Source organism: Shimia sp. FJ5 (genome assembly GCF_032918335.1).
Taxonomy (GTDB): Bacteria; Pseudomonadota; Alphaproteobacteria; order Rhodobacterales; family Rhodobacteraceae; genus Shimia; species Shimia aestuarii_A.
Window position 1 is genome coordinate 21,105 of sequence record NZ_JAWJUV010000010.1, and the last position, 15,171, is coordinate 36,275.

At 57.6% G+C, this 15,171-nt stretch carries 13 protein-coding genes and 1 pseudogene; 5 read left to right on the top strand and 9 right to left on the bottom strand.

What is annotated here, in order from left to right; genetic code table 11:
• Positions 1-2: 2 nt before the first annotated feature.
• Entirely contained in the window at positions 3-860 is an 858-nt protein-coding gene (locus R1W01_RS17700; RefSeq protein ID WP_317275407.1) for a LysR substrate-binding domain-containing protein, read from the bottom strand.
• Positions 861-994: 134 nt separating this feature from the next.
• Here R1W01_RS17700 and ilvD point away from each other — a divergent pair, with 134 nt between their 5' ends.
• Positions 995-2,845 carry a dihydroxy-acid dehydratase gene (gene ilvD / locus R1W01_RS17705; RefSeq protein WP_317275408.1) on the top strand — a complete coding sequence of 617 codons (1,851 nt, stop codon included), beginning with the start codon at positions 995-997 and terminating at the stop codon, positions 2,843-2,845.
• A gap of 44 nt (positions 2,846-2,889) precedes the next feature.
• Here ilvD and R1W01_RS17710 read toward each other — a convergent pair whose 3' ends face one another.
• Both R1W01_RS17710 and R1W01_RS17715 read right to left on the bottom strand, forming a co-directional pair.
• Positions 2,890-3,342, bottom strand: a complete 453-nt coding sequence (locus R1W01_RS17710; RefSeq protein ID WP_243614616.1) for an Lrp/AsnC family transcriptional regulator — start codon at positions 3,340-3,342, stop codon at positions 2,890-2,892.
• A gap of 1,009 nt (positions 3,343-4,351) precedes the next feature.
• Positions 4,352-5,833, bottom strand: coding sequence for a hypothetical protein (locus R1W01_RS17715; protein WP_317275409.1), 1,482 nt, complete (start codon positions 5,831-5,833; stop codon positions 4,352-4,354).
• Between the two features lie 1,408 nt (positions 5,834-7,241).
• Here R1W01_RS17715 and R1W01_RS17720 point away from each other — a divergent pair.
• The 3 genes from R1W01_RS17720 to R1W01_RS17730 are packed head-to-tail and all read left to right on the top strand — an operon-like array spanning position 7,242 to position 8,847.
• Positions 7,242-8,396, top strand: coding sequence for a type II toxin-antitoxin system HipA family toxin (locus tag R1W01_RS17720; protein WP_317275410.1), 1,155 nt, complete (start codon positions 7,242-7,244; stop codon positions 8,394-8,396).
• The gene (locus R1W01_RS17725; RefSeq protein ID WP_297755344.1) at positions 8,393-8,566 is read left to right on the top strand and encodes a hypothetical protein; all 174 of its coding nucleotides are present in this window, start codon (positions 8,393-8,395) and stop codon (positions 8,564-8,566) included. The genes R1W01_RS17720 and R1W01_RS17725 overlap by 4 nt, the downstream gene beginning before the upstream one ends.
• Complete coding sequence (locus R1W01_RS17730; RefSeq protein WP_317275411.1) at positions 8,554-8,847, top strand: helix-turn-helix transcriptional regulator; 294 nt, start codon at positions 8,554-8,556, stop codon at positions 8,845-8,847. Before R1W01_RS17725 ends, R1W01_RS17730 begins: the two co-directional genes overlap by 13 nt.
• Before the next feature lie 479 nt (positions 8,848-9,326).
• On the opposite strand, the gene R1W01_RS17735 is transcribed toward R1W01_RS17730, so the two are convergent.
• From R1W01_RS17735 to R1W01_RS17760, 6 genes are read right to left on the bottom strand one after another with little or no spacing between them, the layout of a single operon-like run.
• Positions 9,327-10,106, bottom strand: a complete 780-nt coding sequence (locus R1W01_RS17735) for a 5-oxoprolinase subunit PxpA (RefSeq protein WP_317275412.1) — start codon at positions 10,104-10,106, stop codon at positions 9,327-9,329.
• 1 nt (position 10,107) lies between these two features.
• A complete protein-coding gene (locus tag R1W01_RS17740) occupies positions 10,108-11,121 on the bottom strand; it encodes an urea amidolyase (protein ID WP_317275413.1) in 1,014 nt (337 codons plus the stop codon).
• The gene (locus R1W01_RS17745; protein WP_317275414.1) at positions 11,118-11,876 is read right to left on the bottom strand and encodes an allophanate hydrolase subunit 1; all 759 of its coding nucleotides are present in this window, start codon (positions 11,874-11,876) and stop codon (positions 11,118-11,120) included. Before R1W01_RS17745 ends, R1W01_RS17740 begins: the two co-directional genes overlap by 4 nt.
• 4 nt (positions 11,877-11,880) lie before the next feature.
• Positions 11,881-13,176, bottom strand: coding sequence for a TRAP transporter large permease (locus tag R1W01_RS17750; protein ID WP_243614623.1), 1,296 nt, complete (start codon positions 13,174-13,176; stop codon positions 11,881-11,883).
• 4 nt (positions 13,177-13,180) lie between these two features.
• Positions 13,181-13,729, bottom strand: coding sequence for a TRAP transporter small permease (locus R1W01_RS17755; protein WP_317275415.1), 549 nt, complete (start codon positions 13,727-13,729; stop codon positions 13,181-13,183).
• 55 nt (positions 13,730-13,784) lie between these two features.
• On the bottom strand, positions 13,785-14,756 hold the full coding sequence (locus R1W01_RS17760) for a TRAP transporter substrate-binding protein (RefSeq protein WP_297755324.1): 972 nt from the start codon (positions 14,754-14,756) through the stop codon (positions 13,785-13,787).
• A gap of 271 nt (positions 14,757-15,027) precedes the next feature.
• Between R1W01_RS17760 and R1W01_RS17765 the strand changes: the two are divergent.
• Positions 15,028-15,171, top strand: a pseudogene (locus R1W01_RS17765) (transcriptional regulator); the annotation flags it as partial.

Here is a 15,171-nt window from a genome sequence, read left to right on the forward strand (position 1 = left end):
TCTCAGGAGCTGTGATCAAACGCGCTGACGATATGATCTGCCATAGCCTGCACGGCGCGGTTGGCCCCGTCATGCACCCGGTTCAGCACGATTTCGGTCGGGGGCAGATCGGGGAACCCGTCCGACTCCCCAAGGAATCGAAGACCAAAGTTGGCCGTCGTCTCCTTGACGACGGTCACACCGATTCCTGCGGCGGCAGCTGCTTCGACTGTCCCGATGCTTGATCCGGTGAATGCGATGCGCCAGCTCGCACCTGACGATTCAAGCGCGCGCAACGCCCACTGGCGGAATAGGTTTCCCGAGGGCAGCAGGGCCAAAGGAATTTCCCCGGCGTCCGGCAGCGGCTTGTCGGCAGCGTAGGCCCATAGCGTTCGCTCATGGCACAGCACCAGACCCTGACCCATGCCGACCGGATGGGTGGAAAGAACCAGGTCAAAATCATCGCCAAGTCGCGTCATCAGAAAGTTTGAAAACCCTGCCGTGATCTCGACCGTGACGGCGGGGTGGCGTTCTTGGTACCGCGCGACAATGTCGGGAAGTATTTGGCTGGCGTAGTCGTCCATCACTCCAATGCGCACGAAACCGACGGTGGAGGACGCGCTCATCGCATCAACCGCCTGATCGTGGAGCGACAGAAGCCGACGCGCGTAGACCGCAAACTCCTCCCCCTCCCGCGTCAGGACACGCATGCGACCCGACTTTTTGAACAGGGTAACGCCTAGAACCTCCTCAAGTTTACGCAACTGTACACTGATCGTCGACTGCGACCGATGTACGGCAGTCGCAGCGCGATGAAATCCACCGAGGTCTATAGCACTGATGAACGTGCGGAGTAGTGCAGTGTCGATATTCTTGGCCATTATTATTCGAAAATAGTGAAGTAACACCGCCATTATATTCAATTTTATAGACTATGAAACCATTTAGAATATCCGGGAAGGCGGCAAGCGCAGCTCTCGTCTCGCTTCTGGCCGTTACAATGCAGGAGAAGCAAATGCCGGATCTGAGATCTAAGACATCGACACACGGGCGGAGAATGGCCGCAGCCCGCGCCCTGTGGCGAGCCACGGGAATGACTGAAACCGATTTCGGCAAGCCGATCGTCGCAATCGTCAATTCTTACACCCAATTCGTGCCGGGGCATGTCCATCTCAAAGATCTAGGAGACCTTGTTGCATCCGAGGTGACAGCCGCCGGTGGCGTTGCGAAAGAGTTTAACACAATCGCGGTAGATGACGGCATCGCCATGGGTCACGCCGGGATGCTCTACAGTCTCCCCTCGCGTGAGATCATCGCAGATTCCATCGAATACATGGCCAATGCCCATTGCGTTGATGCGCTCGTCTGCATCTCCAATTGCGACAAAATCACCCCAGGCATGCTGATGGCTGCGATGCGGCTGAACATTCCTGCGATCTTCGTATCCGGCGGCCCGATGGAGGCCGGGAAAACCATCCTGTCGAACGGAGAACAGACGACCGATCTAATCGACGCCATCTATGCCAGCGCATCGCCGGATCGCAGCAATGAGGATGTGGACGCAATCGAACGGTCGGCCTGTCCGACCTGTGGATCCTGTTCCGGGATGTTTACGGCGAATTCGATGAACTGCCTTGCCGAGGCTCTGGGGCTGGCGCTACCGGGGAACGGATCTCTCCTCGCGACCCATGCGCGGCGGAGAGACCTGTTCCTGGAAGCGGGCCGTCGCATCGTCGATCTCTGTCGGCGCTGGTATCAAGACGACGACGCGACCGCTCTGCCACGTGATATTGCCGACCGCGCCGCCTTTGAAAACGCGATGGCCCTCGACATAGCCATGGGCGGGTCGACCAACACAATCCTGCACCTACTGGCAATCGCGCAGGAAGGTGAGGTCGACTTCACTCTTAAGGACATAGACAGACTGTCACGCGAGGTTCCGCACCTGTGCAAGGTCTCGCCCGCCACGCCCGATTATCACATGGAGGACGTCCACAGGGCAGGTGGGATCGCTCGCATCCTAGGCGAACTTGACCGCGCTGGTCGGATCAATCGTGACGCCGCGACCGTCCACGCCCCCACCATTGGTGATTTTATCGACCAGTGGGACATTCGGCGTTCCACCGACCCGGACATCGACACCTTTTTCCGATCCGCCCCCGGCGGGATGCGGACGACACAGGCCTTCAGCCAGAACCGGCTTTATCGCGAAACGGATATCGATCCGGTGAACGGCTGCGTAAGGTCGATCGAGCACGCCTATAGCAAAGAGGGCGGGCTCGCCGTCCTCACCGGCAACCTCGCCGTTCAGGGCTGCGTTGTCAAAACAGCCGCCGTAGACCCAGAGATGCTGCGATTCACAGGCACCGCACAGGTCTATGAATCCCAGGAAGCCGCCGCCAATGCGATCCTGCAGAAAACCGTGGTACCGGGCACCGTGGTTGTCGTGCGGTATGAAGGTCCGAAGGGCGGCCCGGGCATGCAGGAAATGCTCTACCCAACTGCCTACCACAAAAGCATGCGTCTGGACCGCAGTTGTGCCCTGCTCACCGATGGCCGGTTCTCGGGCGGATCGGCGGGCCTGTCCATTGGTCACGTCTCACCCGAGGCGGCCGAAGCTGGGGTGATCGCGCTGATCGAGGCAGGCGATAAGATCACCATCGACATCCCCGCGCGCCGCATTACCCTTGATGTTCCGGATGAGGAACTCGACTGGCGGCGGCGCAACCACCGGAACGCTGACGCCGCCCTGTGGACACCGCAGGCGCGCAATCGGGTCGTGTCGCGGGCGCTTCAGGCCTATGCGGCCTGGGCAGGCAATGCATCTGTCGGCGCGGTCCGGCAATTGCCTGACAGATCATCGTGACAGAGCGCCGAGAGCCCGAAATGCAAAGACAAGCGACCGCGATGCTACAACGGCAACGCGGTCGTGTAGCGCATTTCGTCCAGGAGAACGGTGCTCTGGATTTCCTGCAGGCCCGGCAGCTTGACCAACCTAGACCGCAGAATCTGTTGGTAGTGGTCCATGTCGCGCACGACGATGCGGACGTTGAAGTCGTAATCCCCCAGCATCAGCTGCAGCACCTGAACCTCCGGAATGCGCAACACCGCATCCTGAAAAGCCGGGAGGGATTGCCGTCCATGCCCGTTCAGCTTGATGCGGACCAGGACGATGCAGCCGAAGCCAAGTTTCTTCCGGTTCAGCATGATCGACTTGCCCAGGATAACGCCATCTGCCTGCATCTGACTAATCCGCCTAGAACAGGGCGACTGCGACAGACCGACCTGTTCCGCGATCTCCGACACCGTGAGCCCGCCGTCCTTCTGAAGGACGCGAAGAATTTTAAGATCGGTTTCGTCCATTCGCATGACGCCCCCTGTTCATACCAAGCATGGAGGGATTGTTCACAGAAAAGCTGAGTCTTTCAACTATTAAGTATCTGTTTTTATTCTATTTTGGCCTATTTTTGCATCGACTTCTGGCCACCATTAGTCCTGCGCGTTTAGTTCATGGGAAGCCGCGTTCTCGACGTTTTGAGTAAGCCCAAAGCCAACATAGGGAGCAGTTGCGCGTATCGCTGCNTTCATGGGAAGCCGCGTTCTCGACGTTTTGAGTAAGCCCAAAGCCAACATAGGGAGCAGTTGCGCGTATCGCTGCACGCCATGCATCAATGAGCGAGCAACACTTACACGGTTAGGTGATCAGCCCCACCTGAGTGGTCCAGTTTGATTGTTAGTGCATGATTGGCCTTTGATCCATCTGGACGATGGTCTCGGGGGCCGGCGGGCGTACCCTGTGTTTGCTATGGAAGAGATCATTTCTTGACGGCAGAGCCCGTCTGAGCGTTGGTAAACTGTCGTCTGTCTGAGGAAGTGCAGGCGGCGGGAGTTCAGGCCAGCTTCATTCGCTTGAAGGATTGTGGAAGAGGGGGGCAGGCCGCTTCCACCAGCCTGTGGGAACTTCTGATGGTCTTCAGGCCACCAGAAATGTCACGGCAATTAGTGCGCAACACATCGCAGGAAGGCCGATGGTGAGAGAGCGCCCCCAGAACAGAAACCTGGGAAAGCGTCTGCTGAAACTCAATGCCAGCGAGATTGGTGATGTAAGGGCCATGGAACAGGTCAGGCCTACGAGGGAAAAGTAAAGCGTGCAGTAGTTGAGGCCGAAGCTGCACTTTCCAGGAATGCCAAGGCCCAGGAAGAGCAAGGATACCGCGGCGAGAAAGGCGCCGGCCGCAATCAAAGAAGAGTCACAAAGATATTTTTTATCATGGCGTTTACTCTATCCCCCCACGACTTGGCGAGGAGCCCTGGAAATGCATTTCATATTGGCGGCCCAGAGGGGCCGCCGTTGAACGTACGAAGATTGGCATCAAGGCTCTTCGACGGTGTACCCGCTCGGCATCGGGGTCACGTTCCGATCGTAAAGGGTGAAGCCCTTCAGGCGCTCGAACTCAGGATCGCTGGGGGTGAAAATCTGCGCGCGTGGCTGAAAGTTGCAACCATCAGTGACGGTACCCGGGCCGTGATCTGCTTCACCTTCAACGAAGCCCCAGGCCTCTGGGTAGTGCGCATCAAAATAAATCTCCGCATCTATGGTCTCAGCAGGGAAGCTGGTGCCATAGAAATAATGGATTTCATCGTAGCCGATCTGGTCACCCAAGGTGCAACTCCCGGAAAGATGAATCCCCAAGTTTACAATTGTCTGAACATTTGCTTCATGAAGCCTGAAGACCCCGCGAGTAGGGCTCACCGGTGATTTGATCACGAGTTCGGAACAGGTGCGGCTGCCGTCGGGGTTTACGGTGCTCGTTCCGCAGCTGTAGTAATAGTAATCCTCAACGGGGGGTGCAGTCGGGTCCAGCGCCATGCTGACAGATTCTTGGATATATGGCGTAATCGCGGATATCCCGAATTCGTCACGAAGCATTTCAACGACGAGATCGACATATTCCTTGGACGCGGCATGGTCCCCGCGTGTCGGCAACTCGATGCCTGTTATCGCAACGCCATCCCCTACGGATGAAATCTCGCTGACAATGTTCCCACCAGCGCTCAGACCTACAAGGGTCATGGCTGTGCTTGGTGCCGAGACCATGAGCGGCAGACCATTCACGCTGAGGGTTTCCGCCAGGACGCCAGCGCCAGAGGCCCCCTCATTCATGCCTACCACACCATATCCACCATTGGTGCTTGAGGCGCGCCCGTAGAGCCCGACACCATTGTCAGCATGGCTGCGCGAGTCCAAAGGGCGATTTGAGGCTGAGGACACATTGATACGTGTCTGAAAGTTCTTCACGCCGCCGATGTTCTGGTCACTGAAGGTCCTGACCACGGAGTTGTCCACCTCGAAGCTGTCACCGTTCCGATCGATGCCGTCGCCACCGGTCAAGTTGTCGAGCCCTTGCTGTGTCTCGCCAACGCTGTCTTCGAGATCCTCGGCCGCCTTGGCAATCTCTTCATCGACATAGGCCTTGTTGGCCGCGTCGTAACCATCGATCGGATAATCGAGGTTCTCGATCACCAGAACGCCGTTCCCGATGATCCTCGAGACGCCGGTGATCTCGTTGACACCGGTCAGGTTGTTGCCCTGCATCTCGACATCCTGGGTGGCCTGATGCCGTCCAAGCCCATCGCCGGCGGGGCGGAGAGCGTTGGGGTTGTACCCGGGCATGGCCATATCACCGACCATACCGCCCGCATTCATCCCTGAAGCGCGTTCCGTCGTCCTGTTGATGCCCCAGTTCGTCTCGTCGGAATAGTCACCCGTTCCCTGAGCGAAAGTTGGGAAGCCGACGATGACCGCAAGTGCGGTGCTGGCAGTCAGCTTCAGAAAATGATGCGATTTGTTCATGGTTGGTCCTCTCGATGGGAAGTGGTGATTTCTTCCAACGTATCCGAGAGAGCAGTAAAAGCTCAGGTGTGAAGTTTCCCACTCCTTTCTTTATCATTTAAAAACAATAGCTTGCTGTGTGGATTGGGTGGATCGCACGTTGGGAGCCAATTTCCCCAAGCGCTGCCGAGAAATTTAATTTGGCAGATAACACTGAAATTAAAGAGTGACGCTTAATGAAACCCAGTTCTGGCACCTGGTCAAAGATCCTGAAACCCGGATGTGCTTTCGGGTGCCATGCCCGCCCGAACTCGATCGCGCAAGCGGTGGCATAGCATAGAAGACAGATAGTTCAGCATCCTTCCCGTGCTGCTCTTTGATGCCCTCGAAGAGGTTGTCGACAATTGGCGTAACGCTGACAGGTCGCAATGACCTCTCAGCCCCGATGACAGAGAACTTTAGCTCAGGCGTTGAAATGAAATACCGGTAGCCCGGTCGAGCTTGCATGCGCGGTCGGGTCTGCATCTTGGCCCAGGAGGGCGGAAACGAGTTGGCTCACGCGCCCTTACTGAACTGTTTGGGTGGTTGGGCCCATGTGACACCGAGGGTGCGGAGGTGAGTTGTCACAAAAGTCACTATTGGCCCATATCTCGTAAGTCGTTGTTTTTAATATATATTAATAAAAGGCGAGAGCCTGGCCTACATACCCTGTGACACGACAATCTTTTAAAATCAACAAGTTACGCAATGTCACATGTCACGCCAGAATATGTATTACATGCGTACATGCGCGTGCGTACATGTGCGCGCGTACGTAAATACATATATATCTGTGACATGTGACATATACCTATATAATGATGCTTACTTATTGATTTTAAATGGAAAATGTGTGTCACAGATCTTGTCACAAGCTGTCACAGCTGACGTGGCATCACCTTGAAAATAGTGTAAGAACTTGATAATAAATAATTTTCTTTAAATCGAGATGTGTGACATCGCCAATCAGCACACGCTATCGCTTACCACGGGGATCAAAGCGCCCTCGCTCCCCTTCGATCCTATGACTGTGTCACAACCAGGCTGACGGCAAGAAAACCGTTCTGCCACAAAGTTTCCGGATGCTTTTTGCAAGTGGGTTGCATGTGCGCCGCGGTAATAATTGAACCGCGTCATCCACGCGTGGGGTCATTTCAAGCGACCATGGCGGCAGTTCAATCCTGCCAGAGCGTTTCCCACATATATTGTTCATTGCGTGGGCAACCATGGCGGTCAACCTGTGATTTGATTGGCTCGGCCAGACTGACTACCTGCTGAAATTTGAGAGGAGTACCTGAAGAGACTGAAAGGTAGCGCTCTCAAATGTATTGTTAAAAGCATACTCATTTCTCTCTATGTGGAGTAAAAGGTATCGTTATGAGGGTACTTAATGGATTTCACTGTTCAGACACATGTCGACGGTGAGTGGCGTGATGCCGCTGATGTAGAATTCCTGGAGTCCAGTCGCGGGATCGCAGGTGCGACGAGCACGAGCTATGACACGGACTACTGGGCGGAGATGGCCTCGGTCGATGCCCTCCAAGGGAATGTTGTTGATCGCCGTGCATTGTCGCTGCGTTATCCGGTGGATCTTTCCTTTCGTCAATCTGACCGCTGGCCAGCCTGGCTCCTTGATCTCATGCCTCAGGGGGCGGCTCGCGCACGCATTGCACGAGAAGAAGGCCTCCGGTCTGACGATCCAGCTGTCGAGCTTCAGTTGTTGCGCCGTGCAGGGGGCGCACCCATAGGGAATTTGCGTAGTCGGGAGGCTTTCGAAGCTGAGCAAGAGCGCATCGCAGGCCTCGAGTGCCCCCCTCTGACGGATGAGGATATCTTCAACCGAACTGACCTTTTCCTAGATGTTGTCGATCGGTTTGCACATCTTGCCTCTGGTTCCAGAGGCGTGCAGGGTGAATGGCCCAAAACCCTGATGACTCGTTCTGGGCGGGATGGTTTCTGGTATCCGGATCCTTTCGTCAAAACCGAAGATGGGATCGAGCATGTCATCATCAAACCCCCCAAATCTTCGGGCGACAATGATCGGTTGATCCTTGAAGCAGAGGCACCATACCTGGAGTTGGCCAGATCCTTTGGTCTGGATTGCGCAGCGGCTTTACGCTACGAACCTGGTGTGCTGATCATGCCGCGGTTCGATCGGGAGATCGCTGATGGTACGGTCTTGCTTCATGGTCAGGAAAGCCTGACCTCGGCTCTCGGTGTTGCTGAATTCGGTATGACCAGAGCGCATGAGGACTACCTTGAAATCATAGATCTCTACAGCGATGACCCGGCAGGGGACAGGCTAGAGTACCTTATGAGAGATGTCCTCAACATGGCCGCCGGGAACCCGGACAATCATGGGCGCAATACGGCCATGCAGCGCCCGGCACAGGGCGGGATCCGGCTCGCGCCGCTGTTCGATTTTCGCCCATGCGCCTTTCGAATGCAGGCATCGGACGGTAGAGCCGATGGCGCTGCCTGGAGGGGCGAGATCTCGGTACGGACTGGGCTGCGGTGTGCGATTCTGTGGCTTGTGAAGGTTTGAGTGTCGACGAAGTACGCCAGGCATTGGTTGGCATGTTGCCTGCGCTGCGCGAATTGCGTGGTACCGCTGCTGAACTGGGCGTGCCGGACAAAGTTATTGAGCACGCCATCAGGCCTGATCGGATGATCGCTGCAATTGAAGCCTTGGAGGATGTTCAATGCCAGCCGTGAAACCTCTCACGAAGATTGAAAAGCGCACACGCCGCGAGGAGATCTTTCGGAAAGCGGCTTCGGGCGAGCTCGATTCCTCGAATGCGGTTCGTGAGTTGCGCCAATCCTTGGGCATGTCTCAGGCCGTGTTCGCTGAACGATTTGGTCTGACCAGGGTTCAGGTGATCGCGCTCGAGGCAGGTAAAGCAAATCCGACATTGGAGACACGCGAGAAGATAGGTCGTCCATTCGGTCTGCAGGTGGGATTTGTGCCCATTCAGAAATCTAATGCAAATAGTTAAATGTTTCAGGAATGGAGCAAAGCTCATTGTGGTCCTGAAGTCCAAAGGGCCTTGTTCTGTTCAACCTGTCCCGTAGCTACTAATGCCACAGCTGGGGTGCCTCGAGAATATGGTAAGATGCTATTATTGCTCAAAAAATCTCCATCTGTTTCGGAGGGGTGGAGTGCAAGTTCGTGATGTGACACATCCAATCAAGCAAAATTTCTTCCAGCACGATCTGGAACATCTCATCGCGACACTTGCGCGTTTGTCCAGCCCCTGGGGCGCACTTCACTACCATGGGTAAATCTGCAACCCTCGTTACATCAGTCCCCACCATAAATCAGAGCAGCTACACCGGACTGGTACGGAAAGCCTATCTCAAAGATGATGATATCTGTCTCTCCACATTCGTTCTCCTGGTGTCATCTCGCTCTTGATAAGTCGCTTCTCCTCGACAAATATTCTGGGCCTTTGGGGACTCAAAATGCGTAACTGAGTCATCGCTCGAGTGTCTCTCCGTCGAAACGCGCGACCGTGACACCGTTGGCTTCGAGAATGCCTCGGACAGAGCGGGCGATCTGTACTGCAGTCGGGGTATCTCCGTGCAAACAGATCGTATCAATCCGCGTCGGGATATGTTTGCCGCTCTCGGTCAGGATTGCACCTGCCCGGACCATGTCGAGCATCCTTTGCCCGGCGAGTTCAGGGTCGTGGATGACGGCTCCGGGAAGGCTTCGGTCGACCAGCGTGGCATCATCGTTATAGGCGCGGTCGGCGAAAATCTCGCAGGCGGTGCGGCAGCCGAGTTCTGCAGCGGCCTCGTTTTGCGCGGTTCCGGCGAGGACCATGATGATGATCTCCGGATCGACGTCCAGCGCGGCGCGATAGCAGGCCAGTGCCATGGCCTTATCCTCGGCCGCCATATTGGCGAGCGCCCCGTGCAGTTTCAGATGCCGGACCGCGCCGCCATTGACCTGTGCCATGGCCCGAGCCGCGCCGAGCTGGTAGCGCACGAGATTGGCGAGGCTGTCGAGCGGGATATGCATCCGGCGGCGTCCGAAGCCCTGTAGATCCGGGAAGCCGGGATGCGCTCCGATGCCGACACCGTTCGTTGCGGCGCGTTTCATCGTCTCTGCCATCGTGTCCCAGTCGCCTGCATGAAACCCGCAGGCGATATTGGCGGAACTGACGATCTCGAGAAGCTCTGCGTCGGCACCCATGTTCCAGGGGCCAAAGCTTTCGCCGATATCGGCGTTCAGATCGACTTTCAGGGTCATCTCAGATCTCCTCGTTTCCGGCGATTGCGCCGCTGATTAATTGGTAGGACAGAAGGTCGGGCATGTCTCGCGGATCCCGGATCAAGGGGTGGACCTTCGAGCGTAGCCCTTTCACGGCGTCACGTGCCCGCGTTTCGGCCTCGATGGCTTGTTCCAGTGTGACAAAGTGAAAGCGCAGGCCTGCGCCCGGTTGGGCCTGGGCCACTTTGGGCAAGTCACAGGGCAGGACGGTGCCGATACGGGGATAGCCTCCGGTGGTCTGGCATTCGGCGAGGAGCACGAAGGGGGTGCCATCGCCTGTGACCTGAATGTCGCCGGGTACGATGACCTCGGATAGGACGCTCAGCCCGCCATCTGTCAGGAAGCCGGGACCGTCGGAATTCATCCGGGCCCCCATCCGGTTGCCGCGAATGTCGCGGTGAAACTCGGTCGCTTCGAAACGTTCCAGCACGTCGGCGGGAAAGAAATCGGTTTGCAGGCTTGGCAAGACACGCAACGCGCCGCCGTCAAAGCGGGGATCGGGCGTGAGGACCTGGCCTGTGGTCTTTCCGGCGTCGGTGCCGACGGGCAGGGTCTCTCCATCGTCGAGCAGAGTACCAAGCCCGGCACCAAGATGGGCAGAGCGCGATCCGAGCCGTTTCGGGGTAACGAAACCGCCGCCGACATGCAGATAGCCATAGGTTCCAAGTCGGGCCGCGCCGATCGATAGGACCGAGCCCTCGGGCCAAGAGTGGCTCGCATTCGAGACAAGCGGTGCGCCGTCCATCGTCGCCCGCATATCGGCCCCGGTCAGGGCGATGCGCAGGTCGCGATCTGCCGTGAACTCGCCGCCCATACCGGCCATTTCCAGCGCTGCGGCATCGGGAGATTGCGACAGGAGCGCCGCCCCTTCGGCCAATGCCAGAGGGTCCGCCGCCCCACCGCGAGAGACCCCATGGACGAGATAGCCGGGGCGTCCCATATCCTGCAGCGACAGGCCCGGCCCGGCCTTGCTGATCGTCACTGTGCCGGTCATCGGATCACCTCGAAGCTTGCGCCGCCGTCGGGGCCGGAGCTACGGATATTCTCGAACTCTTCCCGGCTGACGGGGGGGAAGATGACCTCGTCACCGGGGCGCAGGACGAAGGGTGTTTCGCTTTCGGGGCGGAAAAGCCTGATGGCGGTTTGCCCGACATGACGCCAGCCGGTGGGGGTCGTGATCGAGAAGAGCACGAATTGCCGGATCGCCACCGCCAGAGCCCCTTCGGGAATGCGTGCCGAAAGGTCTTGTTGGCGGGGGATGTCCCAACAGGAGGGCAGTTCCCCAAGGTAGGGCTGACCGGGAGCGAAACCGATGGTTTGCACCCGTACAGGTTCGGAAGAGAGCGATTGGATCGCGTCTTTCACGCTTAGCCCCGCCTGATGGGCGGCCTCTTCGAGTTGCGGGGCGAGATCGGTGCCCCAGACGGTTGGAATGCGCCACAAGCGCCGACCTTGCGGCAAGTCGGCATCATACCAGTTCCGTTCGGCAAGCAGGATTTCCAGATCGGTACGAAGTGTGTCGTGGCCCAGATAGAGCGGATCGAACCGCAGGAAGCAGGAGACCAGAGAGGTCGCGCTTTCCTCGACGCCGTTCCAGCCCGCGCGTTCGACAGCGGCGCGGAAGGCCAGCGCGGCACGGTTTGCCGGCTCATTCAAGGTCTCGCCAAAGCTGACGAGCATTCCGTCGAAGCCGACCGTGCGGATGCGTGGCCAGTCCCCTGCCGGGGGTGTATCAATCACCTGCGCCATGGGCTTACATGTTCTCCGGCAGGAAGGTCACGATTTCGGGGAGGACCACGATCAGGGCCAGCGCCAGAAGCATCAGTAGAAAGAACGGCAGCGCCGCCCGTGCTACGGTCAGGATGTTCCGCCCGGTCAGGGATTGCAGTACGAAGAGGTTAAATCCGACTGGCGGGGTGATCTGGGACATTTCCACGACGATGACGACGAAAATACCGAACCAGAGCGGATCAATTCCGACCTGTTGCACCATGGGCATTATGACAGAGGTTGTCAGGACGACGACAGAAATTCCATCGAGAAAACAGCCCATGATGACGAAGAACACGGTGAGCGCGGCAAGAAGCGTATAGGTCGAAAGCCCCATGCCCCCGATCCATTCCGCAAGCAGGCGCGGGATGCCGGTAAAGCCCATTGCCACGGTCAGGAAAGAGGCACCGGCCAGGATGAAGGCGATCATGCAGGACGTCACCATCGCGCCCATCAGCCCCTCGGTAAAGCTCTGCCATGTGAGAGAGCCTGAGGCCCAGGACATCACCAGCGCCAGAACGACACCCACCGCTGCCGCATCCGTGGGAGAGGCGATCCCGGCATAGATTGACCCGATGACCCCGGCGATCAGCCCCATCACCGGCAGGAGCCGGCGCGAGTGGTAGAGTTTTTCACGGAGGCTATAGCGTGTGTCTTCACGGGGCAGGCTGTTCTTGTTCATCAGGCCCCAGAGCGCCACGTAGCCGACGAAAAGCGAGACCAGAAGCAGGCCCGGCAGGATGCCCGCCACGAACAGCCGGGCGATGGATTGCTCCGTGGCCACGCCGTAGACGATGAGGATGATCGAGGGCGGGATCAGAAGCCCGAGCGTGGCCGATCCGGCCAATGTGCCGATGACCATGCGCTCGGGATAGCCGCGTTTGGCCAATTCCGGGATGGAGAGCTTGCCGATGGTGGCAGCTGTTGCCGCGGAGGAGCCGGAGACGGCGGCAAAGATGCCGCAGCCGAAGATATTCACATGCAGGAGCCGCCCCGGAAGCCTGTTCATCCACGGCGAGAGGCCGGTGAACATGTCTTCGGAGAGTTTCGAGCGGAACAGGATTTCTCCCATCCAGATAAACAGGGGCAGCGCGGCCAGCGCCCAGGAGTTGCCATGGCCCCAGATCGTCGTGGCCATGACAAGCCCCAGGGGCGCATCGGTGAACAGGGCCATCGCGGCCATGCCGACGCCCAGAAGCGAAAGTGCCACCCATAGGCCAGAGCCGAGAAACAGGAAAAGCAGGGCGAAGAGGATTATGGAAAGGGTCAGGATGCTCATCGGCTTACTCGTTCAGGAGGTTTTCGCCCTTGCCCTCGTAAGAGGCGGGCTGTCCCATCAGGACGCAGGTCAGTTCGTCCAGAAGGGCAATGGTCAGCACAACAAGCCCCACGGCAACGGGCATCTGCACGATCCAGAGCGGCAAGGAGACCATACCCGAGGTCCGGTCGCCGAATTCGTGGCTCTCGGCCACGAGCAGGCCCATGTAGACCGTGCCATAGGCAACCATCGCCAGGGCCACGGCAAGAACAAGGGTTTCTATCCGACGCCGTGCCAAATCTCCCAGAAGCCCTGTGACAAGGGTAACGCGGATATGTCCTCCGGCCCTGAGCGTGTAGGCAAGCCCCAGAAAGGTAGAGGCGGCAAGAAGGAAGCCGGTAAAATCGGAATAGGAGGGAATGGTCAGCCCGATGGCTTGACCTGCGAACAGAACCGCGAGCTTGTCGACAAGGTTGAGACACACTTGTGCGAAGACCAAAAGCGTGATGGACAGGATGCAAAACGCCGCCAGCGCCCCGCTGAGATTGTAGAGAATGGTCAGGCTGCGCCGCATCGTCTTTTCTCCGATAGGAAACGGGCGGCACCTTCGCCGCCCGTAGTAACAGGTCTTAGTTGTTATAGGCGTCCAGAAGGGCCGTGCCTTCGTCTCCGGCGGAAGCTTTCCAGTTGGCCAGCATATCCGCACCGATCGCCTTGAGACCGGACATCAGTTCTTCCGACGGCTCCACAACCGTGATGCCGTTTTCCTTCAGGATCGCGACCTTGGCGGCGGTTTCCGCCTTGCTCATCTCCCAGCCGCGGGTTTCTGCGGCGGCGGCGGCCTCGAGAACGGCGGCCTGCACGTCATCGTCGAGACGGCGGAAGGAACGCTTGTTCACCACGACGATGTTCTTGGGAAGCCACGCCTGAATGTCGGTATAATGCGACAGGAAATCCCACGCTTTGGAGTTCGCGCCGGTCGAGGGTGAAGTAATCATGGCTTCGACCCGGCCGGTGGTGAAGGCTTGCGGAATATCCGGCACTTCGACCTGTGTCGGGGCGGCCCCTGCGAGGTTTGCGAATTCTTCCAGCGTTGCATTGTAGGTGCGGAATTTCACGCCTTTGAGGTCATCGACGGTTTTGATTTCTTTCGTTGTATACAGCCCCTGAGGCGGCCACGGCACGGCATAGAGCGGCATTAGCCCCTGAACATCGAGAAGCTTGTCGATGATCGGTTTTTGCGCGGCCCAGAGTTTTTCCGCATCGCCATAGCTCGTGGCCAGGAAGGGCAGAGAATCGGCGCCGAAGGCGGGATTGTCGTTATTCAGAAGCGACAGGAAGAATTCGCCGACCGGGACCTGACCGCTGCGCACGGCCTTGCTGATCTCGGGGTGTTTGAACAGCGATCCTGCCGAATGCACTTTGATCTCGAGTTTGCCGCCGGTTTTGTCGGCTACGTCCTTAGCAAAATCATGGATATTGGCCGTATGGAAGGTCGCGTCGGGGTAGGGTGTCGGCATGTCCCAAGTCTCGGCCTGCGCGGACACTCCAAGGGCCGCTACGGCAAAGGCCGCGCCTCCGATCAGTTTAAACAGTTTCATTCTCTCACTCCGTTGGACTGGATTATCAGTGGTAAAAACGTCACCAAACGTTGGCGATTTGTCAACGTTTTATTATTGTAGTGTGGGGTCCGCTGAGAGGCCTATGCTTTGTTTGCAGGCGGTGCCTGGGGTTAGATTATTGAATTTATTTTTTATTTTTTCCGTTTTGAATGTCTCTAAAGGCTTGGGAAGACGGTGGCTGGCCTTGATGAGGATGATCTTTCTGCGTAATTTATAGACAAATCGTCAGCGTTTTTTAGGGGCAAACCTTATGAATACCACTCCAGATCGCCGCAGAATCGTTTCCTCCCGTCACTTGGCCGAGGGGGAAGGGTGGGAGGTCTCGGAGTTCGAGTTTGGTCTCATCATTGCCTACAATGCGTTTTCGCGATGGATGATGCGCTGCATGGCGGCG